Below are 25,391 nucleotides of genomic sequence, written 5' to 3' on the forward strand. Positions count from 1 at the left end.
ATCTTGCCCGGCTAGCGCCGGGCTTTTTTGCTCCGCGATCATGAACGATAAAAAAAACTACGGCTTTACCACCACCATCCTGCATAACGACCGCCGCAAGGGCATCGAGCACGGCTCCCTGCACAAGCCCGTGCACACTTCCGTCGCGTTCGGCTATGGCGATGCGCGCCAGCTCGCTTCCGTGTTCCAGGGCAAGGAGCCGGGCTTCCGCTATGGCCGCCAGGGCAACCCGACCGTGTCCGCGCTGGAAGACAAGGTCAACCAGATGGAAGATGGCGTGGCCACCCTGTGCTTCGCCACCGGCATGGGCGCCATCGGCGCCGTGGTGCAGTCGCTGCTGCGCGCGGGCGACCATGTGGTGTCGTCGGCCTTTTTGTTTGGCAACACCAACAGCCTGTGGCAAACGGTGACGGGGCAGGGCATCGATGTATCGTTCGTCGACGCCACCGAGGTGGCCAACGTGGCGGCCGCCATCACGCCGGCCACGCGCATCGTGTTCGTGGAAACCATCGCCAATCCGCGCACGCAGATCGCCGACCTGGCAAAGATCGGCGAGTTGTGCCGCGAGAAGGGCATCTTGTACATCGTCGACAACACCATGACGACGCCGTATCTGTTCCGCCCGAAAGCCGTGGGCGCGGGCCTGGTGGTCAATGCCTTGACGAAATCCATCGGCGGCCACGGCAATGCCCTGGGCGGCAGCTTGACGGACACGGGCGTGTTCGACTGGACGCAGTATCCGAACATCTTTGAGAACTACAAGAAGGCGGCGCCGGCGCAATGGGGTATCGCGCAAATCCGCGCCAAGGCCTTGCGCGACTTCGGCGCCTCGCTGGGGCCGGAAGCGGCGCACCATATCGCCGTCGGCGCGGAAACCATGGCCTTGCGCATGGACCGCACCTGCTCGAACGCCCTGGCCCTGGCCACCATGCTGGCCGCCGATCCGCGCGTGGCGGCCGTGCATTACCCGGGTCTGGCGTCGCACCCGCAGCATGCGCTGGCGAGCGACCTGTTCCGCAGCTATGGCTCCCTGTTCAGCTTTGAACTCAAGGATGGCATCGACTGCTTCGATTTCCTCAATCGTTTGAATTTGGCCATTCCCGCGAGCAACCTCGGCGACACGCGCACCCTGGTCATTCCCGTCGCCCACACGATCTTCTATGAGATGGGTGCCGAGCGGCGTGCCAGCATGGGTATCGCCGAATCGCTGATCCGCGTCTCCGTCGGCATCGAGGACGAGGTGGATCTGCTCGAGGATTTCCGCCAGGCACTCGATGTATAAGTCGCCGGATAAATGAAAAGGGCCGCAACAGTCATGCTGTTGCGGCCCTTTTTCGTGCAGTCGTTTAATGCCAGCTGCGCATGAGTCCGACGGCCAGCCCTTCCAGGGCGAATTCATCTTCCGGCGATACGGTGATGACCTTGAAGTCGGGATTTTCCGGGAACAGTTCGATCACGGAACCCGTCTTCTTGTAGCGCTTGACGGTGACTTCGTCGCCGATGCGGGCGACGACGATCTGGCCGTTCTTGGCGCTGTCGACCTTCTTGACGGCCAGTAAATCGCCATCCATGATGCCGGCGTCGCGCATGGACCAGCCGCGCACCTTCAGCAGGAAGTCGGGCTTGGCCGAAAACAGGGCCGGGTCCACGTTGTAGCTCGCTTCCAGGTTTTCCTGTGCCAGGATGGGCGAGCCTGCCGCCACGCGGCCGATCAGGGGCAGCGACATCAGCAGCGCTGCCGGCACTTTCGATGGCAGGGCTTCAGCGGCCGCGCCGATCAGGCGGATGCCGCGCGAGGTGCCGGGCGAAATCTCGATGGCGCCCTTGCGGGCCAGGGCCTGCAAATGCTCTTCGGCCGCGTTGGCCGATTTGAAACCCAGTTCATTGGCGATTTCGGCACGGGTGGGAGGAAAGCCCGTGTTTTCAATCGCGTCCTTGATCAGGTTCAGGATTTGTTCTTGTCGTGCTGTCAGCTTGATCATGAGCGGTGGGTGCATACTGAAATGCTGTCTATATGAACAGACTGTATTTTTGTACAGTATCGCCCACTATGCAAGGGGATTTGCGTGTTTTCGGCGAATTTCGCAAGAAATACTTGTCCATGGGCGGAAAGCGCGTTTGCGCGCGGTCTTTTCGGGCGCTGGCGCAAGCAATGATTGAAACGTTTGCAAAAGGCGGTTATAATCTTCGGCTGACCTTCCCACACCCGTCTTGACGCCGGGGTGGGCGATTATCAATCCGACCTGAAGGAGTTTGCATGCGTCATTATGAAATAGTCTTTATCGTCCATCCGGACCAAAGCGAGCAAGTGCCCGCGATGATCGAACGCTACAAAGCCAGCGTAACCACCCGCGGCGGTTCGGTTCACCGCGTGGAAGATTGGGGCCGCCGTCAAATGGCTTACTCGATCCAAAAGCTGCCTAAAGCACACTACATCTGCCTGAACATCGAATGCGACAACGAGACCCTGGTCGAGTTGGAAACAGCATTCAAATTCAATGATGCCGTGTTGCGTCACCTGACCGTTAAAATGAAGAAAGCTGAAACAGCTCCTTCGCCGATGATGAAATCGGTACAACGCGAAGACGCGGCCAAAAGCCACCGCACCGAAGCACCAGCAGCCGCTCCAGCCGCAGCCGCTTAATTTTTGACCAGGATCGTGCGCTGAACCAGCTACAAGTCACCGCCATCATTGCCGAGCGCGAAATATTGCGCTATACCCCGGCAGGGCTGCCGATTGTGAATGCAGTATTGCAACACAGTTCGCAGCAGATGGAAGCAGGGATTGCCCGTTTGACCGAGTTTGATGTTGCCGCGCTAGCCGCTGGCGAAATTTCAGGCCGGTTCAGCCAGGCAAGCTTGGGCGGGGTGTATCAGTTCACGGGTTTCCTGGCCAGGAAGAGCCGCAACAGCAAGAGTTTGGTGTTTCACATCATTGATTTTAGTGCAGTCATTCCCGACTAGCGCATTTTAGATACAGGAGCCTGACATGGCATTCGGTAAAAAGTTCGACAAAAATAAGCTCAAGCTTAAAGAAAAACGCAAACAGCAAAACCCTTTGTTCAAACGTAAGAAGTTCTGCCGCTTCACGGCAGCTCACGTTGAGCAAGTCGACTACAAAGACGTCGACACGCTGAAAGACTTCGTCCAGGAAAACGGCAAGATCATGCCAGCACGCCTGACCGGTACCAAAGCGCACTACCAGCGCCAAGTCGACACCGCAATCAAGCGCGCTCGCTTCCTCGCGCTGCTGCCATACACCGATCTGCACCACGCTTAATCGGTCAGATATTCCTGGAGAAGAACTATGCAAATCATTCTGTTAGAAAAAGTTGTAAACGTCGGTAACCTCGGCGAAGTCGTCAAAGTCAAAGACGGTTACGCACGTAACTTCCTGATCCCGCAACGCCTGGCACGTCGTGCTACGGCAACCGCTGTGGCTGAATTCGAAGTCAAGCGCGCCGAACTGGAAAAAGCTGCTGCCGCCAAACTGGCCGCATCGCAAGCCCAGGGCGAAAAACTGAGCGGCCTGACCGTTCAAGTTGCTCAAAAAGCTGGCGTCGATGGCCGTCTGTTCGGTTCCGTCACCAACTTCGACATCGCTGAAGCGCTGACCAAGCAAGGTTTTGCTGTTGAAAAAGCACAAATCCGCATGCCTACCGGCCCGCTGAAGATCGTTGGCGAGCACAACGTTTCGGTTGCTCTGCACACCGACGTGGTCGTGGAAGTGGTGATCGCTGTCGTTCCAGACGCGAACGCGTAATCGTCTGCGGGCCTGGCCCGCAAGCGCTGCCGCACTATGAAAAGCCGGGTTCGCCCGGCTTTTTTGTGGCCTTTTTTCGCTCATTTTCAGCCCTTTATTTTTGCCGGCACGCCGAAGCGGGTATAATTCGCGCCATGAACGCCCCCTCTGATCCGCAACTGGATTCCCTCCGTATTCCGCCGCATTCGATCGAAGCAGAACAATCCGTCATCGGTGGTCTGCTGCGCGACAATGCCGCCTATGACCGCATCGCCGACTTCATGCATGCGGAGGATTTCTATCGCTATGACCATCGCATCATCTTCGAGCAAATCGTCAAGATGGTTAACGCTTCCAAGCCAGCCGATGTCATTACTGTTTTTGAAACCCTGACCCAGCTCGGCAAGGCCGAGGACGTGGGCGGACTCGCTTACCTGAACGCCATGGCGCAGAACACGCCATCGGCCGCGAACATCCGGCGCTACGCCGAGATCGTGCGCGACCGCGGCGTGCTGCGTAAACTCATCACCGTCGCCGACGATATCTCCGGCACGGCCTTCAGCCCGCAAGGCAAGGAAGTCAAGCAGATGCTTGACGAGGCCGAATCGAAGATTTTCGCCATCGCCGAAGAAGGCGCGCGCGGCGCCCAGGGCTGGACCGCCATCCAGCCCCTGCTGACGCAGGTGGTCGAGCGCATCGACGAGCTGTACAGCCGCGACAACCAGAGTGAAATCACGGGCGTGCCCACCGGTTTCATCGACCTCGACCGCATGACCTCGGGTCTGCAGCCGGGCGACCTGGTGATCGTGGCGGGCCGTCCGTCGATGGGCAAGACGGCGTTTTCCGTCAACATCGGCGAGAACGTGGCCATCGACAGCGGCTTGCCCGTGGCCGTGTTCTCGATGGAGATGGGCGGCGCCCAGCTGGCCATGCGTATGCTCGGCTCCGTCGGACAGCTGGACCAGCACCGCCTGCGCACGGGCCGCCTGAACGACGAGGACTGGCCGCGCCTGACGAATGCGATCCAGAAGATGAACGACGCGCAGTTGTACATCGATGAAACGCCGGCGCTCAACTCGATCGAATTGCGCGCCCGCTCGCGCCGCCTGTCGCGCCAGTGCGGCAAGCTGGGCCTGATCATCGTCGACTACTTGCAGCTGATGTCGGCCAATACCCCGGGCGACAACCGCGCCACGGAGATTTCCGAGATTTCGCGGGGCTTGAAAGGCCTGGCGAAGGAACTCGGTTGTCCCGTGATCGCGCTGTCCCAGCTGAACCGCTCGCTGGAACAACGTCCCAATAAACGTCCTGTCATGTCCGACTTGCGCGAATCGGGCGCTATCGAGCAGGATGCCGACGTGATCCTGTTCATTTACCGCGACGAGGTGTATAACCCCGACTCGCCGGACAAGGGAACGGCCGAAATCATCATCGGTAAACAGCGTAACGGCCCAATCGGCAGCATCCGCCTCACCTTCATGGGGCAGTACACCAAATTTGGCAATTACAGTGGTGGCCTGGCGCTTTACCAAGGCGACTAAGACTCAGCAGCACTGGCAATTCCATTGGCCGCCCCCTCATACGGGGCGGCTTTCTGTAGTAAATAACACGACTCAATGCTTAACGGAGAATGACATGTTTGGACGCTTGATGCCCACTGAGGGCAAGTTTTTTGAATTGTTTAACCAGCACGCGGAACTGTGCGTCAAGGGCGCGAAAGAGATGCTCGGCCTGATGACCAATTTCGACGACCTGGAAAACCGCGTGCATGCGATCGAAAGCATCGAGAAACAGGCGGACAAGGTCACCTACGCCACCGTGGAAATGCTGCACAAGACCTTCATCACGCCGATCGACCGCGATGACATCCATCAGCTGATCACGCGCCAGGACGACATCCTCGACCTGCTGGAAGATGCGGCGCAAACCGTCTCGCTGTACGACCTGAAGGCCGTCACGCCGGAAGCCAAGCGCCTGGCCGAACTGGTGCTGGCCTGTACCGAGAAAGTGCGCGACGCCGTCGCCATGCTGCACAACATGGACAACTCGCGCAAGATCGTCGCCATCTGCGAAGAGATCGACCGCCTGGAATCGGACGCCGACCACGTGATGCGCGCCGCGATGTCCAAGCTGTTCCGCGACGAGCCGGACGTGCGCAACCTGATCAAGCTGAAAGCGATCTACGAAATTCTGGAAACCGTGACCGACCGTTGCGAAGATGTGTCCAATATTATCGAAGGCATCATCGTCGAAAACGCGTAAGCGTTGGGCCTGTCCTGAACCAGAATCAGAAAAGAAACTATAATGACCATACAAATCAGCATCTACGTGCTAGGCCTGTTGATCGTCCTGGCGCTGCTGTTTGACTTCATGAACGGCTTCCACGATGCCGCCAACGCGATCGCCACGGTGGTCTCGACGGGCGTATTGAAACCGCAGACCGCGGTTGCCATGGCCGCCACATTCAACTTCGTCGCCATCTTCGTGTTCCACCAGCTGACCGTGGCCGCCACGGTGGGCAAGGGCACCATCGACCCGGCCGTGATCGACCAGTACGTGATCTTCGGCGCGCTGATGGGCGCCATCTTCTGGAATTTGTTTACCTGGTACTACGGCATTCCATCGTCGTCCTCGCACGCCCTGATCGGCGGCCTGGTGGGCGCCGCCGTCGCCAAGTCGGGCACGGGCGCGCTGGTCGCGGCCGGCCTGTGGAAAACCGTGGCCTTCATCGTCATCGCGCCCGTGCTGGGCTTCGTGTTCGGTTCCATCATGATGCTGCTCGTGTCGTGGATCTTCGTGCGCTCGACGCCGCGCAAGGTCGACAAGTGGTTCCGCCGTTTGCAACTGGTATCGGCCGCCGCCTACAGCCTGGGCCACGGCGGCAACGACGCGCAAAAAACCATCGGCATCATCTGGATGCTGCTGATCGCTGCCGGCTACTCCAGCGCGGCCGATGCCATGCCGCCGATGTGGGTCATCATCTCGTGCTACACGGCGATCAGCTTCGGTACCCTGTTCGGCGGCTGGCGCATCGTCAAGACCATGGGCCAGAAGATCACCAAGCTCAAACCGGTCGGCGGCTTCTGCGCCGAAACGGGCGGCGCCATCACCCTGTTCGTCTCGACGGCGCTGGGCATTCCCGTGTCGACCACGCACACGATCACGGGCGCCATCGTCGGCGTCGGCTCGTCGCAGAAAATGTCGGCCGTGCGCTGGGGCGTGGCGGGCAACATCGTCTGGGCCTGGATCTTCACGATTCCCGCTTCCGCGTTTGTTGCCGCAGTCGCCTGGTGGATTGGCCACCACATCATGTAAGGCACCTCTGCAAACCTACTGCGCAGCCCACTATCGAATCTCCGTTGCTCACTGTACTAAAGTACAGCTCCGCTACTCAATCCGATATCGGGCTTGCTCGCTACGGTTTTCAGAGGGCCTCGGGCCAACTGGGCGCATGTATAAAAAAGGAACCGTAAGGTTCCTTTTTATGCGCCGGCCAGTTCCACCGTCAGCCCCTCGCTGGCGAGGAACACCTGCAGGCCGGCCAGGCGGCTGGCATAGCGGCCCATCACGTCGGCAAACACGGCTTCGAGCTGCTCGTCGCTGCGCGTCGGTTCGTGGTGGGTGCAGTACAGGCGCCGCGCGCCGCAGCGCAGGGCCAGGTCGAAGGCGGCGTCGAAGGTGCCGTGGCCCCAGCCCTGCTTGCCCGGGTATTCCTCGCGCGTGTACGAGCAATCCATGATCAGCGCGTCGACGCCGGCGACCAGCGCATCGATGCCGGCCTGGCGCTGCGCATTGCGCGCCGCGCAGGCCGCGTGGTCGGCGTGGCCGGGCGGATGCAGGTTGTAGAACGGTTCATGGTCGCCGCTGAAAAACAACGAGGCGCCGCCGCAGTCGATGCGGTAGCCGAGGTTGACCACCGGATGGTTCATTTCCGCGCCGCGCACGCGCGCGCCGCCCACGTCGACGATGTCGCCCGGCGCCAGGGTGCGGTACTCGATGCTGGCCGCCATGGCCGCTTCGCTGACGGGAAAATAGCTGCCCTGCAGCTGCACCGCCATCACGTGCTCGATGCCGCGCCCGCTGGTGCCGTCCAGGGCGCCATGCAGGCGCATGCGGTTGCCGGCCACGAACAGGGGCGAGAACATGGGCAAGCCGTGGATGTGGTCCCAGTGGCTGTGCGTGATGAAGACGTGCGCGTCGACGGGCTGGCCCGGCGGCAGCTGCTGCGCCAGTGAAAAGATGCCGCTGCCCGCATCGAGAATGATCAGGCTATCGTTGTCGGTGCGCACCTCGATGCACGTGGTGTTGCCGCCATAGCGCGCCGTGCGCGGGCCGGGGGAGGGGATGGAGCCGCGCACGCCCCTGAACGTGAATTTCATTCAGTACCTTGTTACGGTGTAATTATTGTTGATTCTATTCTAATTAATGAGATTGGCGGCAACATTTATGTGTGTTGCAATACGGAAAGTTATTTCATTTTGTTGTGACTAAGTAATGTACAGTGCGCAGGGTGGCCGTTACACTGGCGCTTGCCGACTTCCCCTTTTTGCTTGCCCATTACCTGATTGCCGCCAACATGCCTCAGTTGCACCCTGAGAAAATCGCCCACAGACTGGAGCAATTGACCGAACTCAGTGTCGCGCTCGGCCATGGCCTGGGCGGCGAAGGGCACGATATCGGCGCGCTGTTGCAGCGCATCGTGCTGCTGGCAAAAAGCATGAGCGGCGCCGACGGCGCGACCCTGTACCGGCCCGCGCTTGAGGGGCGCCAGCTGGCGTTTGACATCAGCGTCAACGACAGCCTGGGCATCGCGCAGGGGGCGGACATGGGTTTGCCCGGCGTGCCCCTGTTCGATGGCGCGGGCCAGCCCAACCTGGCCTCGGTGGCGGCGTATGCGGCGAACCTGCGCCGCAGCGTGAATATCGCCGACGTCTACCGCGACGAGGGCTTCAATTTTTCCGGCATGCGCGATTTCGACCGCCACCACGGCTACCACACGCAATCGATCCTGACGGTGCCCATGAGCGACCACGAGGGCGACTTGATCGGCGTGCTGCAGCTGGTCAATGCCAAGGATGGCGAGACGGGCCAGGTGCGCGCCTTTTCCTCCACCGACCAGCGCTTCATCGAGGCGCTGGCCGCGCAGGCTGGGGTGGCGCTGACCAATCAGCTGCTCATTTCGCAGCTGGAAGAGCTGCTCGAATCGCTGGTCACCCTGATCAATATCGGCATCGACGAAAAGTCGCCCTACACGGGGCGGCACTGCCAGTTCGTGCCCGAGCTGACGATGCTGCTGGCCGATGCCGCACACGCGACGCAAACGGGGCCGCTGGCCGATTTCCGGCTCAGCGACAACGAGCGCAAGCAGCTGTGGCTGGCCGGCCTGCTGCACGATTGCGGCAAGATCACCACGCCCGTGCACGTGGTCGACAAGGCCACCAAGCTGGAAACGATTTTCGACCGCATCGCCCTGATCGACACGCGCTACGAAGTGCTGCTGCGCGACGCCGAGATCGCGGCCCTGCGCCAGCAGGCGGCGCAGCCGCAGCAGAAAGATGCCATCGCCCGCGCGCTGGAACTGGAACAGGCGGCGCTGCGCGAGGAGCGCGACTTCATCCGCAGGGTCAACATCGGCGGCGAAAGCATGGCGCAGGCCGATCAGGAAAGAGTGCGGCAGATCGCCCGTCGCCGCTGGCGCGCGGCCGACGGCGAACTGCGCGATTTCCTCGATGCCGACGAGACGGAAAACCTGACCATCCGCGCCGGCACCCTGACGGCGGCCGAGCGGGCCATCGTCAATAACCACATCAGCGTGTCGATCCGCATGCTCGAAGCGCTGCCGTGGCCCAAGCACCTGCAAAAGGTGCCGGAATACGCGGGCGGCCACCACGAGCGCATGGATGGCAAGGGCTATCCGCGGGGATTGACGAAAGAGCAGATGTCGGTGCCGGCGCGGCTGATGGCGATTGCCGACATCTTCGAAGCGCTGACGGCGCGCGACCGGCCGTATAAAAAGGGCAAGTCGCTGTCCGAATCGCTGCGCATCCTCGGCAATTTCAGTTTGAACGGGCATATCGACCCGGAGCTGTTCGACGTGTTCATCCGCAGCAAGGTCTATCTGACCTTCGCTGAAAAGCACATGCATCCGAGCCAGATCGATGCCGTCGACGAGGCGGCCATTCCGGGCTATACCCCGTGAAGCTGCCGCTGGCCTGGCGCAAGCATGGCGCGCGTTTCGCGCTGGGCCTGCTCCTCAGCGTGGCGGCCGCCGTGCTGTGCCTGGCCGGCAACGACACCATCACACGGTTCGATGCCATGCTGGGCGACTGGCGCATGCGCCTGGATGCGCCGCAGCTGGACCGCCGCATCGTCATCGTCGACATCGACGAGCAAAGCCTGGCCCGCGTGGGCCGCTTTCCCTGGAGCCGCGACATCCAGGCGCGCCTGGTGCGCCAGCTCACGGGCCATTACGGCGTGGCCGCGCTGGGCTTCGATATCTCGTTTCCCGAAGCCGATACCAGTTCCGGCTACGCCGTGCTGCAAGGCCTGGCGCGCGGCGCACTGGCCGACGTGGCCGGCCTGCCGGCGCAGCTGGAAAAACTGCGCCCGGCCATGGACTACGACGGCCTGTTTGCCGAGGCCATGCGCGGCCAGCCCGTGGTGCTGGGCTACAGCGTCTCGGAGCAGCAAAGGAAGGGCGTGCTGCCCAAACCCGCTTTCACCGTCGCCGACTTGAACGGGCGCACGGTCACGGCCTATGTGGCGCGCGGCTATGAAGCCAATATCGCGCCCCTGCAGGCGGCCGCGCAGGGCGCCGGCATCTTCACGGCGCTGACCGATGCCGACGGCGTCGTGCGTTCCTCGACCCTGTTGCAGCGTATCGGCGACGGCTATTACCCTTCGCTGTCGCTGGCCACCGTCGCCGTCTACCTGCAGGCGCGCGCCATCGCCCCCGTTTCACGGGCACGGCCGATACCCTGTCGGCGCGCGAACTGGCCAGCGGCGGCCTCGAACACATCATGCTGTTCACGCCGCGCGGCGCGCTGGCGATTCCTGTCGGCGAAGCCTTGACGACCACGGTGCAGTACCGCGGCGCGGGCGGCCCCGATGGCGGCGCCTTCCGCTACGTGTCGGCTGCCGACGTGCTGGCCGGCACGGTGCCGCCCGCGCTGCTCAAGGGCGCCATCGTCCTGGTGGGCACCACGGCGCCCGGCTTGAACGATATCCGCGCCACGCCCGTGAATGCCGAATATCCGGGAGTGGAGGTGCACGCCAACCTGATCAAGTCCATGCTCGACGGGCGCTTCAAGGCGCGGCCCGACTACGCGCTGGCGTTGGAACTGGTGCAGATCGTGCTGTGTGGCCTGCTGCTGGCGGGCGCCCTGGCCGTGCTGCCGCCGGCTGGCGTGATGCTGGCCACCGTGGCCGCGCTGGCCGCCGCCATCGGCATCAACCTGTACCTGTACGCCGTGCACGACCTGGTGCTGGGCGGCGCCGTGCTGCTGTTGCTGATCCTTGCGCTGTTCGTCGCCAATCTGGCGTGGGGCTACTTTTTCGAGGTGCGCAAGGGGCGCGCGCTGGTGGCGCGCTTCGGCGAATACGTGGCGCCCGAGCTGGTGGCCGAGATGGCCGACGATCCGCGCCGCTACACCATGGAGGGCGAGAACCGCGAACTGACGGTGCTGTTTGCCGACGTGCGCGGTTTCACGGCCATCTCCGAGCAGCTGGCGCCGGCCGCGCTGCGCGAATACATCAACGCATACTTGACGGCCATGTCGGAAGATATCCGCGACAGCCATGGCGGCACGCTGGACAAATACATCGGCGACGCCGTGATGGCGTTCTGGGGCGCGCCCGTCGCCTTTGGCGACCACGCCAGCCGGGCCGTGGCCAGCGCCCTGCTGATGCAGCAAAGCGCGGCGCGGCTGAACCAGCGGTTTTGCGCGCGCGGCTGGCCGGCGCTGCGCATCGGCATCGGCCTCAATACGGGCCCCATGCATGTGGGCGACATGGGCTCGCGCATCCGCCGCGCCTATACCGTGATGGGCGACAGCGTCAACCTGGCCGCGCGCCTGGAAGGCGCCAGCAAGCTGTATGGCGTGGGCATCGTGGTGGGCGGGGCCACGCGCGCGGCCGCCCCGGAATTCCTGTACCGCGAACTCGATCGCATACGCGTGCTGGGCAAGCAGGAAGCGGTGGCCATCTTCGAGCCGCGCTGCCTGCTGGCCGGTGCCGCAGCGGCCGAGCTGGCGCAGATCGAGCGCTGGCATGCGGTGCTGGCCCGGCTGCGCGCGCGCGACTGGGCGGCGGCTGGCGCGCAGCTGGCCGGCCTGCAGGCGGACTTTCCCGATGATGGCCTGTACCGGCTCTACGCGACGCGTCTGGCGCAATACCGCAACGCGCCACCGCCGGCCGGCTGGGATGGCGTGACAGAATTGCACAGCAAATAGCCTGTCATCGCGCCGGAAAAGGCTGGCCATGCCGGCATTTTTCAGCATGCCCGGCGCGCTGTTTGTTGCGTTGCGATAAAAATCAGGGAGAAATGTTAGAAATTTCTGACTGGAAACTAAAAGCCGTCTAAAATTTGTCTTCAATCCATTGCCGGACACGCTGGCGCCTGCGGGCCGCGCGCTTGTCCGGTTACACAAGAAATCCTTCACATGACATATCGTTTGGTGCACCTGCTTGCGGGTTCCGCGCTGCTGTTCGCCGTCGGCGCCGCCGGCGCCGCCGTTTCCATGGATGAAGCCGCTCCTGCCACGCAGGACGATGGCGTGCCGCGCTTCGAGATCCGCCGCTTCGACGTCCAGGGTAATACCCTGCTCACGTCCGCGCAGGTGCAAGCCTTGCTGGCGCCCTTTACGGGAGCACAGCGCGATTTTTCCGACATCGCCCGCGCCGTCGAGGCGCTGGAAGGGGCTTACCGCGAGCGCGGCTACAGCGCCGTGCAGGTGCAACTGCCCGAGCAGGAACTGGAGCGTGGCGTGGTGCGTCTGAGCGTGCTGCAAACGCCGCTGGGCAAGCTTGTTATCAGCGGCAACGCCTGGGTCGACGAGGCCAACGTGCGGCGCGCCTTGCCATCCCTGCGCGAAGGCGGGACGCCGAACGTGCCGGCCCTGTCGCAAAGCCTGAAGCTGGCCAATGAAAACCCGGCGCGCAAGATCGAAGTGCGGCTGCAGGCCGACGAGCCGGCGGGCGCCATCGATGCCATCGTCACGGTGGCCGATGAAAAGCCCTGGAAGGTCATGCTCAACGTGGACAACACGGGCAATGCGCAAACGGGCAAGACGCACGTGGGCGTGGTGCTGCAGCATGCCAACCTGTTCGGCCGCGACCACGTCGCCAGCCTGCAATACACGAGCAGCCTGGAAAAGCCGGACAAGGTGGGCGTGTATGGCGCCGGCTACCACTTGCCGCTGTATGCGCTGGGCGACTCGATGGACTTTTTCGCCAGCTATTCGAACGTCGATTCGGGTAGCGTCTCGGCCGGCATTTTCGACCTGGCCGTCAGCGGCCAGGGCAGCATGGCCGGCATCCGCTACAACCAGAACTTTGCCCGCAGCGGCGATTTCGAACCCAAGCTCGTGTACGGCGTCGATTACAAGGCTTACCGCAACAGCGTGCAGCTGTTCGGCATGGAACTGGGTGCCGACGTCACCGTGCATCCGCTCAGCATCAGCTATATCGGCAACTGGACCTTGCCCGAGGGCGAGACCAGCGTGGCGGTCACCTTCGCGCATAACATTCCTGGCGGCAAGCATGGCGCGCAAGCCGATTTCGACCGCGTGCGCGCGCATGCCAAGGCGGCCTACAACACGCTGCGCCTGAGCGCCAGCACGGGCCGCGTGCTGGCCGGCGACTGGCAATGGCGCGCGCTGGCCAACGCGCAGGTGACGCCCGACGCGCTGGTGCCGGGCGAGCAGTTCGGCGCCGGCGGCGCCGCGTCCGTGCGCGGCTTTGCCGAGCGCGAAGTATCGAACGATTCGGGCGTCAACCTGAACCTGGAACTGTACACGCCGAACTGGTGCGGCCAGGCGCTCGCTTACCAGTGCCGCGCGCTGGCGTTCTATGACACGGCCTGGCTGCGCCGCAACCATGCGCTGCCCGGCGAAAGCGCGTCGCAAGGCATCAGCAGCGGCGGCCTCGGCCTGCGTTTGCTGCTGAGCCGCTACGCCAATCTGCAACTCGATTACGCCCATGTCGTCAATGGCGGCGACACGGGACAGCGGGGCGCCAACCGCCTGCATTTCCGCCTCGCCTTGGCCTACTAGCATCAGGATGAACACCATGCACAACCACGTCCAGCACGCCTCCATTTTCATCCTGACGCCTTCATTTGCTCCACTCCTTGCGCCGCCCTTGCGCCGCACGGCACTGGCGCTGCTGCTGGCCGGCTGTTTCGGCGCCGCGCAGGCCAACCCCGCCTTGCCACAGGTGGTCCATGGACAGGCGACGTTCAACCAACAGGGCAACGTCTTCTCGATCACGAACACGCCCAACACCATCATCAACTGGCAGAGCTTTTCCATCCATGCGGGCGAAATCACGCGCTTCATCCAGCAGAACGGCAATAGCGCCGTACTGAACCGCATCACGGGACAAGACCCCAGCAAGATACTGGGCGCGCTCGAATCGAACGGCAAGGTCTTCCTGATCAACCCGAACGGCATCGTCTTCGGCCAGGGCGCGAAAGTGGACGTGAACGGCCTGGTCGCTTCCAGCCTGGGCATGTCGAATGAGGACTTCCTGGCAGGCAAGCGCCAGTTCACGGCCGGCGGCGTGGCCGGCGCCGTCGGCAATGCGGGCACCATCAACGCTGGCAAGGGCGGGCAAGTGCTGCTGATCGCGCCGAACGTGGAAAACACGGGCATCATCACGGCGCCGAATGGCGAAGTGATCCTGGCGGCCGGGCGCAGCGTGCAGCTGGCCGACCCCGGCAATCCGCAATTGCGCGTGCTGGTCTCGGCGCCGGCCGACCAGGCCCTGAACCTGGGGCAGATCATCGCCCAGGGCGGCAGCATCGGCATGGCCGGCGCACTGGTCAGCCAGCGCGGCGTGCTCAACGCCAACAGCGCCGTCGTCGGCGAGAACGGCAGGATCGTGCTCAAGGCCAGCGGCAAGGCGCTGCTCGAAGCGGGCAGCGTCACCAGCGCCACGGGCGCGGCCGGCACGGGCGGCCAGATCCAGGTGCTCGGCGAGCAGGTGGGTTTGCTGGGCAATGCGAAGGTCGACGCCAGCGGTGCCACGGGCGGCGGCACGGTCTTGCTGGGCGGCGACTACCAGGGCAAGAACGCGGCCGTGCAGAATGCGCGGCAAGTGCTGGTTGGCAAGGATGCCAGCGTGACCGCCGATGCCATCGTCAGCGGCAACGGCGGCAAGGTCATCGCCTGGGGCGACGAATCGGCGCAGGTGCACGGCAGCATGTCCGCGCGCGGCGGCGCGCAGGGCGGCGACGGCGGCTTTGTGGAAACGTCGGGCCATTACCTGGCCGTCGACGGCATCCGCGTCGATACCAGTGCGGCGCATGGCAAGCGCGGCAACTGGCTGCTCGATCCTTACGATATCACCGTGGTCGCCGGTTCGGGCGGTCAGTTGAGCAGCTTCGACCAGTTCGCCGACGCGCCATCCACCGGCAACGCCAGCATCGGCGCCGACCTGATTTCCGGGGCCAGCAGCAACGTCACCTTGCAGGCCCTGCATCGCATCAATTTCAACAGCGCCATCAACATCGCGCAGCAAGGCGTGGGCTTGACGGCGCAGGCGGGCGAGATCATCAATGTCAATGCGCCCATCACCACCAATGGCGGCCATATCACGCTGTCGGCCAACGATGCGGCCGCCGGCCTGGCCTATGGCGCCGGCTCGAACGTGAACCTGAACGCGGCGCTTGGCAGCGGCAATGGCGAGGTACGGCTGTCCGGCGCCGGCATCACTTTCGGCGTCGGCTCGGTCAATGTCGGCAACGGCAACCTGACCTTGCGCGCGAATGTCGCCGGTGGTTCCATCGACCTGACGGGCAGCGGCGATCAGCTGCTGGGCAGCGGCGTCGCCGGCCAGACGGTGCTGCTGGAGGCGGACAACATCAGCATCAACGGCGCCATCAATGTTGGCGGCGCCGCCGGCAATGCCGGGGTGACCATGCAGGCGTTCAGCGCGGGACGAGAGATCGTGCTGGGCGACAAGCCCGGTAACGGCCTGCGCCTGACCAATGCCGAACTGAACCGTATCGCCGCCGGCAGCGTGCATATCGGCAGTGCCGCCGGCGGCGACCTGACGGTGGAGCAGGCGATCGACCTGGCGATTGTCGCGGCGGGCGGCGGCGTGAAAAACCTCGTGCTCGAAAGCGGCGGCAATGTGCTCGTAGCGAACACCTTGGCGCTGCGCCAGGACGGCGGCAGCATCGCCGCCACGGCCGCCGGCCTGCTGTCGGTCGCCAGCGGCGGCGGCTTGTCCGCAGGAGCGCTCCATCTGGTTGCCGACAATATGAGCCTCGGCGGCGGTGCGCAATCGGTAGCGGCCACGGCGGGCGGCACCGTCAGTCTGAACCGCCGTTCCAGCGTGGGCACCATTACCCTGGGCACGGGGGCGGCGGACAATGCCAGCAGCCTGGGCCTGAGCGAAGCGGAATTGAAGACCATCAGCGCCGGTACCGTGCTGGTGGGCGGCGACAGTTTTAGCGGGGTCGTCAATCTCATGGGCGCGCTGGACCTGGCGTCGCAAGGCGAGCTGAACCAACTTGTGCTGCGCACGGGCGGGAATATCAACCTGAACGGTCCCCTCAGCGTGGCCAGGGCTTGACCCTGGCTTCCGGCGGCAACATCAGCGCCAGCGGCGCCGTCAGCGTGGGTGGCGATTTCCTGCTCGATGGCGGCCGCTGGGTGCAAAACAGTGCCAGCCTGCCCGGGTTTTCCGCGCGCGGCTTCAGCATTGCGCAGGGGAGTTTCCTGCGCGCGAGCGGCGGCGACGGCGGCACGTCCTCGCCCTATCTGATCGCCGATATCTATGGCGTGCAAGGCATCGCCAGCCTGGGTCTGGGCAACAGCTATCGCCTGGCCGGCAATATCGACGCCAGCGGCACGACGAACTGGAACGATGGCCAGGGCTTCGTGCCGATCGCCGGCGGCGGCAGCGGTTTTTCCGGCGTGTTCGATGGCGGCGGATTTACGCTCAGCAATTTGAAGATCGACCGCAGCCTGGTCCCAGGTTCGGCCGCGGGCCTGTTTGGCGCCGTGCAGGGCGGCACCTTGCGCAACCTGACCCTGAGCGGCGGCAGCGTCACCGGCACGGCGAACGTGGGCGCGCTGGCGGGCGAGGTCGTCAGCGGCACTATCGACGGCGTGAACAGCAGCGTGGCCGTCAGCGGCCAGCGCAATGTCGGCGGCCTGGTGGGCAGCAACGGCGGCGCCATCACGCTGTCGGCCAGCAGCGGCGCCGTCACCGGCGTGAATGCCGATGGCGGCGGCGCCATCGGCGGCCTGGCGGGATCGAATGCGTCCGGCGCCAGCATCGCGACCTCGTACGCCACCGGCGCGGTGACGGGCGCGCGCGAGATGATCGGCGGCCTGGTCGGCAACAACCAGGGGGCGCTGAGCCAGTCTTATGCCACCGGCAAGGTCAGCGGCGCGCGCAGCATCGGCGGCCTGGTGGGCTTGAACGGCGGCAGCATCGACGATGCGTATGCCAGCGGCGCCGTGGGCCGGGCCGGCATTGCCGATTCCATCTTACCCTGGGAAAACATGGGCGGGCTGGTCGGTGAAAGCACGGGCAGCGTCAGCCATGTCTTCAGCAGCGGCGCCGTGACCGGCGACGGCTATGCGGCGGTGGGCGCGGTGGCCGGCCGCGTGGCTACCGGTTCGCCGTTCGCCTATGGTTTTTTCAATTATGAAACGTCGCTGGTGCAGATGGATGGCGGCGGCTCCAGCGGCCGCAGCACGGCGCAGATGCGGCAGCAAGGCAGTTTCAACGATTACAATTTCAGCAGCGTGTGGCGCATCTACGAAGGCTACACGACGCCGATGCTGAAGGCTTTCCTCAAGCCGCTGCAGGTGAATCTCTCGGGCAATGCCACGGGCAAGGTCTACGATGGCCAGCTGGCCGCCTTCCTCGGCTCGATCGGCTACGTGGGACTGCTCGACGGTGATGTGGGCGTGAATGGCAGCCTCGGCTACGGCAACGCGCGCAACGTGGGCAGCTACGAAGCGACGGGCCTGTGGTCGACCAAGTACGACATCACCATGGGCGGCACGACCACCTTCGCCATCACGCCGCGCGCGCTGACGGTGAGCCTCGGCGGCAATGGCAAGGTCTATGACGGCACCCTGGGCTACGATGGCGTCAGTTTCCTGCTGGGCAACGTGGTCACTGGCGACAACATCAGCGTCAGCGGCAGCGCCGCCTTCCTCGACAAGAATGTGGGCGCCAGCAAGGCCGTGCACGCCAGCGGCCTGGCCCTGGGCGGCAATGAACTGGGCAACTACAGCCTGGCCGCGACGACGGCCGATGGCACGGCGGCCATCACGGCGCGCGTCCTGAACTATGGCGTTTCGGGCGCGCAGAGCCGCGTCTACGACGGCACCTTGCTGGCGGCCCTGAATGGCTACTTCGAAGGCCTGGTAACGGGCGACCAGGTCGCCATGGCGGATTTGCAGGGCAGCTTCCGCGACAAGCATGTCGGCACTGGCAAAGTGGTCGATTATCAGGTGGCGACGGGTCACCTGACGGGCGCCGATGCGGGCAACTATGTACTCAATGGAAATGCGGGTAGTACCACGGCCGACATCGCGGCGCGCACCCTGAACGTGAGCTTTACTGGCGTCAACAAGACCTACGACGGCACGACGGGCGCGCAAGTGGGCTTTGGCGACGACCGCGTCCAGGGCGATGCCTTGACGGTGGCGGGCACTGCCGCGTTTGGCAACAAGAACGCCGGTGCGGGCAAAACCGTCACGGTGACGAACGTGGGCGTGAACGGTACCGACGCCGGCAACTATGTGCTGGGTTCCAACTCTGGCAGCACCACGGCCGACATCGCGGCGCGCACCTTGAACGTGAGTTTTACTGGCATCAACAAGACCTACGACGGCACGACGGGCGCGCAAGTGGGCTTTGGCGACGACCGCGTCCAGGGCGATGCCTTGACGGTGGCGGGCACTGCCGCGTTTGGCAACAAGAACGCCGGTGCGCGCAAAACCGTTACGGTGACCAATGTGGGCGTGAGCGGCGGCGACGCCGGCAACTATGTGCTGGGTTCCAACTCTGGCAGCACCACGGCCGACATCGCGGCACGCACCCTGAACGTGAGCTTTACTGGCGTCAACAAGACGTATGACGGCACGACGGGCGCGCAAGTGGACTTTGGCGACGACCGCGTCCAGGGCGATGCCTTGACGGTGGCGGGCACTGCCGCGTTTGGCAACAAGAACGCAGGTATTGGCAAGGCTGTCACGGTGACCAATGTGGGCGTGAGTGGCGGCGACGCCGGCAACTATGTGCTGGGCGCCAACTCTGGCAGCACCACGGCCGACATCGCGGCGCGCACCTTGAACGTGAGTTTTACTGGCATCAACAAGACCTACGACGGCACGACGGGCGCGCAAGTGGGCTTTGGCGACGACCGCGTCCAGGGCGATAGCCTGACGGTGGCGGGCACTGCCGCGTTTGGCAACAAGAGCGCCGGTGCGGGCAAAACCGTTACGGTGACCAATGTGGGCCTGAACGGTGCCGACGCCGGCAACTATGTGCTGGGCAGCAATGCCGGCAGCACCACGGCCGACATCGCGGCGCGCACCCTGAACGTGAGTTTTACTGGCATCAACAAGACCTACGACGGCACGACGGGCGCGCAAGTGGACTTTGGCGACGACCGCGTCCAGGGCGATGCCTTGACGGTGGCGGGCACTGCCGCGTTTGGCAACAAGAACGCCGGTGCGGGCAAAACCGTTACGGTGACCAATGTGGGCCTGAACGGTGCCGACGCCGGCAACTATGTGCTGGGCAGCAATGCTGGCAGCACCACGGCCGACATCGCGGCGCGCACCTTGAACGTGAGTTTTACTGGCGTCAACAAGACGTATGACGGCACGACGGGCGCGCAAGTGGGCTTTGGCGACGACCGCGTCCAGGGCGATGCCTTGACGGTGGCGGGTACTGCCGCGTTTGGCAACAAGAGCGCCGGTGCGGGCAAAACCGTCACGGTGACCAACGTGGGCGTGAGCGGCGGCGACGCCGGCAACTACGTGCTGAGCAGCAATGCTGGCAGCACCACGGCCGACATCGCGGCGCGCACCCTGAACGTGAGCTTTACTGGCGTCAACAAGACGTATGACGGCACGACGGGCGCGCAAGTGGGCTTTGGCGACGACCGCGTCCAGGGCGATGCCTTGACGGTGGCGGGTAATGCCGCGTTTGGCAACAAGAGCGCCGGTGCGGGCAAAACCGTCACGGTGACCAACGTGGGCGTGAGCGGCGACGACGCCGGCAACTATGTGCTGGGCAGCAATGTCGGTAGCACCACGGCCGATATCGGCGCGCGCGCGCTGAACCTGTCCGGCGTGGCGGGCAGCAAGGTCTACGATGGCACGACGGGCGCGCAACTGACCCTGGGCGATGACCGTGTCGCCGGCGACAGCTTGACAACCTCGGCAGTGGCCAACTTCGCGGACAAGAACGTGGGCGTAGGCAAGGCTGTGCAGCTGAGCGGCGTTGCGCTGACGGGTGCCGATGCGGTTAATTATTTCATCGTCTTGCCGACGGGCTTGCTGGCCAGCATCACGCCCGCCAGCCTGACCCTGGCGGGCCTGAATGCGGCCGGCAAGGTGTATGACGGCACGACCAGCGCCGTCGTCAGCGCCACGGCAAGCGGCGTGCTGGGCCAGGACGTGGTCGCCGTGGTGGGCGGCAGCGGCAGTTTTGCCGACAAGAACGCCGGCGCGGGCAAGCTGGTGACGGCCAGCGGCTTCCGCCTGGCGGGCGCCGATGCGGGCAACTACACGCTGGAGACGACGGGCGGCACGGCGCAGGCTACGATCGCGCAAAAACAATTGTCGACCTGGGTAGCCAGCGGCAACGGCTTATGGAGCGATGCCGCCAACTGGGACGGCGGCGTAGTGCCGGAAGGCGCGAACGTGCTGGCTGTCGACTTTAGCAACAGCAAGGGCATCGTCACCTACAGCGCGGCGGCCGGCAATACCATCCTGAAAAACCTGACTTCCGCGACGGGCTTGCTGCTGACGGGCGGCAGCCTGACCCTCGGTGAAAGCGCGCTGGATCGTTCCGTGCTGGGCGGCCTGGCCGGCCTGGAAATCAACGGCGGCAACCTGCTGCTGAACGGCAGCCTGTCGGCGGACCGTTACGCGCAAGGCGGCGGCGTGTTGAGCGGCAATGGCAACTTGCTCGTCGCCAACAGTTTTAATCAGACTGCCGGCGCCATCCGGCTGGCGGGCCAGCTGGCCATCACGCAAGCGGCTGGCGACTTGCGCTTCGCCAGCCTGGCGGCCAACGATGTGCAGCTGAGCGCCTTGAACGGCGCCATCGGCCAGGACGGTGCGCTGCTCGCCAGCAGCCTGACGGCACGGGCGCAAAACGGCATCGTGCTGGGCAATCCGGGCAACCAGGTGGGCAGTTTTAGTGCCAGCAATAGTGCCGGCGGCGGCATTACGCTCAACAATACCTCGGCGCCGGGCACCTTGATTCTGGGAACGCTCTTCACGGGCGCGGGCAATATCGCCATCGACAACACGGGCGGCATCGCGGCCGGCAACATCAATGCGAATGGCGGCAACGTCAGCGTGACGGCGCACAGCCCCGTCGCCGTCAACGGCAGGATCGCGGGCAATGATATCGCGCTCAATGCCAGTACGGACGTGGTGCTGGGCGATGGCGCGCAGCTGGCGGCGGCGCACGACATCAGCCTGGTGGCAGGCGGCGACGTCCGTGTCGAAGGCAATGCGAATATCGTTAGCGGCGGCCATTTCAGCGCCAGCGCGGGCGCCAACGTGCGCTTTGCGGACATGGCCAGCTTCGTCTTGCCGGCAGCGGCCAGCATGAGCGTGCTGGCGAAAACGGGCAGCATCACGGGCGACGCGGGTGTGCGCATCAACCGCCAGCGCAGCGGCGTGACCCTGCTGGCGCCGACCGGCACGGTAAATATGGCGGACGCCATTTTCCTGCCAGCGACCACCGTCGACAGGCCCGTGATCGACTCCGCCACGAGCGCGGCCATCGACGATGCCTTGCGCATCATCAAGCAGGCCGACCGTGCCAACGATACGCTCGTGTCCACGACGCCAGCCAAGCTGGATGACAAGAAGAAAGACAGCAAGGATGTTGTCGATGCCACCGATAAACCGACAGGATACAAATACGATGATGCCGCTAAAAAAATGTACTGCAATTAAGGCTTTCTTGTGGCTGGCCCTGATGTGCGTGGGCGCGCACGCCTGGGCAGGGCAGGTGGCCGGTACCGTCATGCAATTGAGTGGTCCGCTGATGGCGAAAAAGGCCGATGGCAAGGTGAAAATCCTGGCCATCAAGTCCGAAGTGGAGCAGGGCGACACCTTGCTGACGGAAAAGGAGACCTATGCCTTGATCAAGCTGATCGACAATAGCGAAATCACCTTGAAACCGAATACCAGTTTCGTGATCGAGCAATTCAGCTACACGGCCGAACAGCCCGATGGCGACCACGCCATCTTCAGTTTGCTCAAGGGGGCTTGCGTTCCGTCACGGGCCTGCTGGGCAAGCGCAACAAGGAGCGCTTCGAGATGAAGACGCCGGCCGCCACCATCGGCATTCGCGGCACGACTTTCATTGCCACCGTCATCCCGCCTGGGACGCCGTCGTTGCCGGCACCGGCACCGGGACCGGCAAGCCAGCTGCGGGCGCCGGGCCTGTATGTGCAGGTACTCGATGGCCTGATTCATGTGACGAATCCAGCGGGTACGAGTAATTTTTCTGCCGGGCAATTTGGCTATACGCCCAACTTCAGGCAGCCGCCCGCCCCCTTGCCCGTCAACCCCGGCATCCCGTTCACGCCGCCGCCGGTCTTTTCATCGTCGTCACCAAGCCCGGGCAGCGCGGCAGGCAGCAGCAAGCCTGCCACCATCGACTGCGTGGTGCGCTAAGGTGTGCTGCAGGCTGAAATAGGGCTTGACCTTCCCATCATGGGATAGCAGATCCTGTACATATCAGTTAATCTTTCGTACAGGATCTGCCATGAATCAGAGTGCACTCGCTCCCGCCGCTTCCCCTCCCGCCGCCGCGCACGCGCAGGCGCTGGCCATCGAAGGCATGAGCTGCGCCTCGTGCGTGGGCCGCGTGGAAAAGGCCCTGGCCGCCGTGCCGGGCGTGACCCAGGCCAGCGTCAACCTTGCCACGGAAGTGGCCAAAATCAGTTCCGATACGCCGATTCCCCTGGCCACCTTGCAGGCAGCCGTGGAAAAGGCCGGCTACACGGTGGCGCAGCGCGAGATCGACCTGAACATCGCCGGCATGACGTGCGCCTCTTGCGTGGGGCGGGTGGAAAAAGCCCTGCTGAAGGTGCCCGGCGTGCTGGCCGCCAGCGTCAACCTGGCCACGGAAAGCGCGCGCATCAAGGTCACGGGCGGCGCGGATGCCGCCACCCTGATCGCCGCCATCGACAAGGCCGGCTACGAGGCCAAGGCTCCTGCCGCCAGCCAGGCCAGCGCGCCCGTTGTGGCGCCCAACCGCGACGGCATGAAAGTGGCGTTCGCGGCCGTGCTGGCTTTCCCATTGATGCTGCCCATGCTGCTCGAGTGGGCCGGCATCCATCTGATGCTGCCCGGCGCTGTGCAATTCGCGCTGGCCACGCCCGTGCAGTTTTATTTTGGCGCCCGGTTCTACAAGGCGGGCTGGAAGGCGGCCCGTGCCGGCAGCGGCAATATGGACTTGCTGGTGGCGCTGGGCACGAGCGCCGCGTATGGTTTGTCCGTCTATCAATGGCTGACGGCAGGCGAGATGTTGCCGCATTTGTACTTCGAGGCATCGGCCGTTGTTATTACGCTGGTGCTGCTGGGCAAATGGCTGGAAAGCCGCGCCAAGCGGCAGACGGCCTCGGCCATCCGCGCGCTGCAGGTCTTGCGTCCGGAATCGGCCCGCGTGCGCCGCGACGGCGTCGAGATCGACTTGCCCGTGGCACAGGTAAACGTGGGCGACCTGGTGGTGATCCGCCCCGGCGAGCGGGTGGCCGTCGATGGCGTGGTGGTGGAAGGCGCAAGCCAGGTCAACGAATCGCTGATCACGGGTGAAAGCTTGCCGGTCGATAAGCATCCGGGCGACAAGGTGACGGGCGGCGCCATCAATGCGGATGGCTTGTTGCTGGTGCGCACGCAAGCGGTGGGCGGCGAGACGACCCTGTCGCGCATCATCCGCCTGGTCGAAGATGCGCAGGCGGCCAAGGCGCCGATCCAGCATCTGGTCGACAAGGTCAGCGCGATCTTTGTTCCCGTGGTGCTGTTGCTGGCGCTGCTGACCATGCTGGGCTGGTGGTTCGCCACAGGCGAGCTGGAAAACGCCATCATCAATGCCGTGGCCGTGCTGGTCATCGCCTGCCCCTGCGCGCTGGGCCTGGCTACGCCGACGGCCATCATGGCCGGCACGGGCGTGGCCGCCCGCTACGGCATCCTGATCAAGGATGCGGAAGCGCTGGAAGTGGCGCACGCCGTCAATACCGTCGTGTTCGACAAAACGGGCACCCTGACGGTGGGTAAGCCTGCCCTGGCGGCCCTGCATGCGCACGGCATCGACGATGCACGGCTGTTGCAGCTGGCGGCCAGTATCCAGCGTGGCAGCGAGCACAGCCTGGCTACGGCCGTGCTGGATGCGGCAGGCGCGCGCCACATCGAGCCCTTGCCCGCCACGGCCCTGTCGGCCTTGCCGGGCCGCGGGCTGGCGGCGAATGTCGACGGCCTGGACCTGAAACTGGGCAGCACGCGGCTGATGCAGGAGTTAAACGTGGACATGACGCCGCTGGCGGCACAGGCCTTGTCGCTGGAAAACACGGGCAACACGATCTCGTGGCTGGCTTCGGGATCGGAGCTGCTGGGCCTGTTCGCCTTCAGCGACCAGGTCAAGCCGAACGCGCAGGCGGCCATTGCCCATCTGCACAGCCTGGGCATCCGCACGGTGATGCTGACCGGGGACAACCAAGGCAGCGCCGACGCCGTCGGCAAGCTGCTGGGCATCGACACGGTGGCGGCGAAAATGCTGCCGGCCGATAAAACCGCTAAAATCACGGCACTGAAAGGCGAGGGCGCGAAAGTGGCCATGGTGGGCGACGGCATCAACGATGCGCCCGCGCTGGCTGCCGCGGACGTGGGCATCGCCATGTCGACGGGCACGGACGTGGCCATGCATGCGGCCGGCATCACGCTGATGCGCGGCGATCCGGCCCTGGTGGCGGACGCCATCGATATCTCGCGCCGCACCTACAGTAAGATACGGCAGAATCTGTTCTGGGCCTTCATTTATAACCTGATCGGCATTCCGCTGGCCGCCTTCGGCTTGCTCAACCCCATGGTGGCGGGCGCGGCGATGGCCTTCAGTTCCGTCAGCGTGATCAGCAATGCCCTGTTGCTGCGCCGCTGGACAGCCCGCAGTCATGCAGGCAGCGCGCATATCAAGGAGTCATAGG

At 64.2% G+C, this 25,391-nt stretch carries 17 protein-coding genes and 1 pseudogene; 16 read left to right on the plus strand and 2 right to left on the minus strand.

The window, feature by feature from the left end; genetic code table 11:
• The first annotated feature begins 40 nt into the window (after nucleotides 1-40).
• Nucleotides 41-1,282, plus strand: coding sequence for a cystathionine gamma-synthase family protein (locus tag ACRHIG_RS10975; RefSeq protein ID WP_489630184.1), 1,242 nt, complete (start codon nucleotides 41-43; stop codon nucleotides 1,280-1,282).
• 64 nt (nucleotides 1,283-1,346) lie between these two features.
• On the opposite strand, the gene lexA is transcribed toward ACRHIG_RS10975, so the two are convergent.
• The gene (gene lexA / locus ACRHIG_RS10980; RefSeq protein WP_475415637.1) at nucleotides 1,347-1,982 is read right to left on the minus strand and encodes a transcriptional repressor LexA; all 636 of its coding nucleotides are present in this window, start codon (nucleotides 1,980-1,982) and stop codon (nucleotides 1,347-1,349) included.
• Between the two features lie 275 nt (nucleotides 1,983-2,257).
• On the opposite strand from lexA, the gene rpsF reads away from it, so the two are divergent.
• From rpsF to ACRHIG_RS11015, 7 genes are all read left to right on the plus strand, one after another.
• On the plus strand, nucleotides 2,258-2,644 hold the full coding sequence (gene rpsF / locus ACRHIG_RS10985) for a 30S ribosomal protein S6 (RefSeq protein WP_010400028.1): 387 nt from the start codon (nucleotides 2,258-2,260) through the stop codon (nucleotides 2,642-2,644).
• A 20-nt stretch (nucleotides 2,645-2,664) separates the two neighbouring features.
• Nucleotides 2,665-2,964: a primosomal replication protein N gene (priB, locus tag ACRHIG_RS10990; RefSeq protein ID WP_086144118.1), complete on the plus strand. Its 300-nt coding sequence runs from the start codon at nucleotides 2,665-2,667 to the stop codon at nucleotides 2,962-2,964.
• Nucleotides 2,965-2,989: 25 nt separating this feature from the next.
• Nucleotides 2,990-3,280: a 30S ribosomal protein S18 gene (rpsR, locus tag ACRHIG_RS10995; protein ID WP_010400024.1), complete on the plus strand. Its 291-nt coding sequence runs from the start codon at nucleotides 2,990-2,992 to the stop codon at nucleotides 3,278-3,280.
• Nucleotides 3,281-3,307: 27 nt separating this feature from the next.
• The gene (gene rplI, locus ACRHIG_RS11000) at nucleotides 3,308-3,763 is read left to right on the plus strand and encodes a 50S ribosomal protein L9 (RefSeq protein ID WP_034783456.1); all 456 of its coding nucleotides are present in this window, start codon (nucleotides 3,308-3,310) and stop codon (nucleotides 3,761-3,763) included.
• A 134-nt stretch (nucleotides 3,764-3,897) separates the two neighbouring features.
• Entirely contained in the window at nucleotides 3,898-5,283 is a 1,386-nt protein-coding gene (locus tag ACRHIG_RS11005) for a replicative DNA helicase (protein ID WP_071322553.1), read from the plus strand.
• A gap of 94 nt (nucleotides 5,284-5,377) precedes the next feature.
• Nucleotides 5,378-6,004, plus strand: coding sequence for a DUF47 domain-containing protein (locus ACRHIG_RS11010; RefSeq protein ID WP_010400015.1), 627 nt, complete (start codon nucleotides 5,378-5,380; stop codon nucleotides 6,002-6,004).
• A 39-nt stretch (nucleotides 6,005-6,043) separates the two neighbouring features.
• Nucleotides 6,044-7,057, plus strand: coding sequence for an inorganic phosphate transporter (locus ACRHIG_RS11015; RefSeq protein WP_072452470.1), 1,014 nt, complete (start codon nucleotides 6,044-6,046; stop codon nucleotides 7,055-7,057).
• Nucleotides 7,058-7,224: 167 nt separating this feature from the next.
• Here the strand turns inward: ACRHIG_RS11015 and ACRHIG_RS11020 are convergent, their stop codons facing one another.
• Nucleotides 7,225-8,121, minus strand: a complete 897-nt coding sequence (locus ACRHIG_RS11020) for an MBL fold metallo-hydrolase (protein WP_475415568.1) — start codon at nucleotides 8,119-8,121, stop codon at nucleotides 7,225-7,227.
• Between the two features lie 197 nt (nucleotides 8,122-8,318).
• On the opposite strand from ACRHIG_RS11020, the gene ACRHIG_RS11025 reads away from it, so the two are divergent.
• The 8 genes and pseudogenes from ACRHIG_RS11025 (at nucleotide 8,319) to ACRHIG_RS11060 (ending at nucleotide 25,390) form a co-directional block, all read left to right on the plus strand.
• Entirely contained in the window at nucleotides 8,319-9,941 is a 1,623-nt protein-coding gene (locus ACRHIG_RS11025; protein WP_475415567.1) for a GAF and HD-GYP domain-containing protein, read from the plus strand.
• Between the two features lie 8 nt (nucleotides 9,942-9,949).
• Nucleotides 9,950-12,192, plus strand: a pseudogene (locus ACRHIG_RS11030) (CHASE2 domain-containing protein).
• A gap of 210 nt (nucleotides 12,193-12,402) precedes the next feature.
• Complete coding sequence (locus tag ACRHIG_RS11035; RefSeq protein WP_489630185.1) at nucleotides 12,403-14,013, plus strand: ShlB/FhaC/HecB family hemolysin secretion/activation protein; 1,611 nt, start codon at nucleotides 12,403-12,405, stop codon at nucleotides 14,011-14,013.
• A 16-nt stretch (nucleotides 14,014-14,029) separates the two neighbouring features.
• Entirely contained in the window at nucleotides 14,030-16,540 is a 2,511-nt protein-coding gene (locus tag ACRHIG_RS11040) for a two-partner secretion domain-containing protein (RefSeq protein WP_489630186.1), read from the plus strand.
• Nucleotides 16,537-22,137: a beta strand repeat-containing protein gene (locus ACRHIG_RS11045; protein ID WP_489630187.1), complete on the plus strand. Its 5,601-nt coding sequence runs from the start codon at nucleotides 16,537-16,539 to the stop codon at nucleotides 22,135-22,137. Before ACRHIG_RS11040 ends, ACRHIG_RS11045 begins: the two co-directional genes overlap by 4 nt.
• 7 nt (nucleotides 22,138-22,144) lie before the next feature.
• Nucleotides 22,145-22,507: a FecR family protein gene (locus ACRHIG_RS11050; RefSeq protein ID WP_489630188.1), complete on the plus strand. Its 363-nt coding sequence runs from the start codon at nucleotides 22,145-22,147 to the stop codon at nucleotides 22,505-22,507.
• Complete coding sequence (locus ACRHIG_RS11055; protein WP_489630189.1) at nucleotides 22,453-22,863, plus strand: FecR family protein; 411 nt, start codon at nucleotides 22,453-22,455, stop codon at nucleotides 22,861-22,863. The genes ACRHIG_RS11050 and ACRHIG_RS11055 overlap by 55 nt, the downstream gene beginning before the upstream one ends.
• A gap of 91 nt (nucleotides 22,864-22,954) precedes the next feature.
• Entirely contained in the window at nucleotides 22,955-25,390 is a 2,436-nt protein-coding gene (locus ACRHIG_RS11060; protein WP_475415562.1) for a heavy metal translocating P-type ATPase, read from the plus strand.
• Nucleotide 25,391 lies beyond the last annotated feature (1 nt).

It is taken from the genome of Janthinobacterium sp. C22, from assembly GCF_057919405.1.

Excerpts from the sequence above, each read along its gene's own strand:
- ACRHIG_RS11010 (WP_010400015.1), top strand. The coding sequence starts at position 5,378 with ATGTTTGGACGCTTGATGCCCACTGAGGGCAAGTTTTTTGAATTGTTT.
- ACRHIG_RS11020 (WP_475415568.1), bottom strand. The coding sequence starts at position 8,121 with ATGAAATTCACGTTCAGGGGCGTGCGCGGCTCCATCCCCTCCCCCGGC.
- ACRHIG_RS11005 (WP_071322553.1), top strand. The coding sequence starts at position 3,898 with ATGAACGCCCCCTCTGATCCGCAACTGGATTCCCTCCGTATTCCGCCG.
- rplI (WP_034783456.1), top strand. The coding sequence starts at position 3,308 with ATGCAAATCATTCTGTTAGAAAAAGTTGTAAACGTCGGTAACCTCGGC.
- ACRHIG_RS10975 (WP_489630184.1), top strand. The coding sequence starts at position 41 with ATGAACGATAAAAAAAACTACGGCTTTACCACCACCATCCTGCATAAC.
- ACRHIG_RS11060 (WP_475415562.1), top strand. The coding sequence starts at position 22,955 with ATGAATCAGAGTGCACTCGCTCCCGCCGCTTCCCCTCCCGCCGCCGCG.
- ACRHIG_RS11035 (WP_489630185.1), top strand. The coding sequence starts at position 12,403 with ATGACATATCGTTTGGTGCACCTGCTTGCGGGTTCCGCGCTGCTGTTC.
- rpsR (WP_010400024.1), top strand. The coding sequence starts at position 2,990 with ATGGCATTCGGTAAAAAGTTCGACAAAAATAAGCTCAAGCTTAAAGAA.
- ACRHIG_RS11040 (WP_489630186.1), top strand. The coding sequence starts at position 14,030 with ATGCACAACCACGTCCAGCACGCCTCCATTTTCATCCTGACGCCTTCA.
- ACRHIG_RS11025 (WP_475415567.1), top strand. The coding sequence starts at position 8,319 with ATGCCTCAGTTGCACCCTGAGAAAATCGCCCACAGACTGGAGCAATTG.
- rpsF (WP_010400028.1), top strand. The coding sequence starts at position 2,258 with ATGCGTCATTATGAAATAGTCTTTATCGTCCATCCGGACCAAAGCGAG.
- lexA (WP_475415637.1), bottom strand. The coding sequence starts at position 1,982 with ATGATCAAGCTGACAGCACGACAAGAACAAATCCTGAACCTGATCAAG.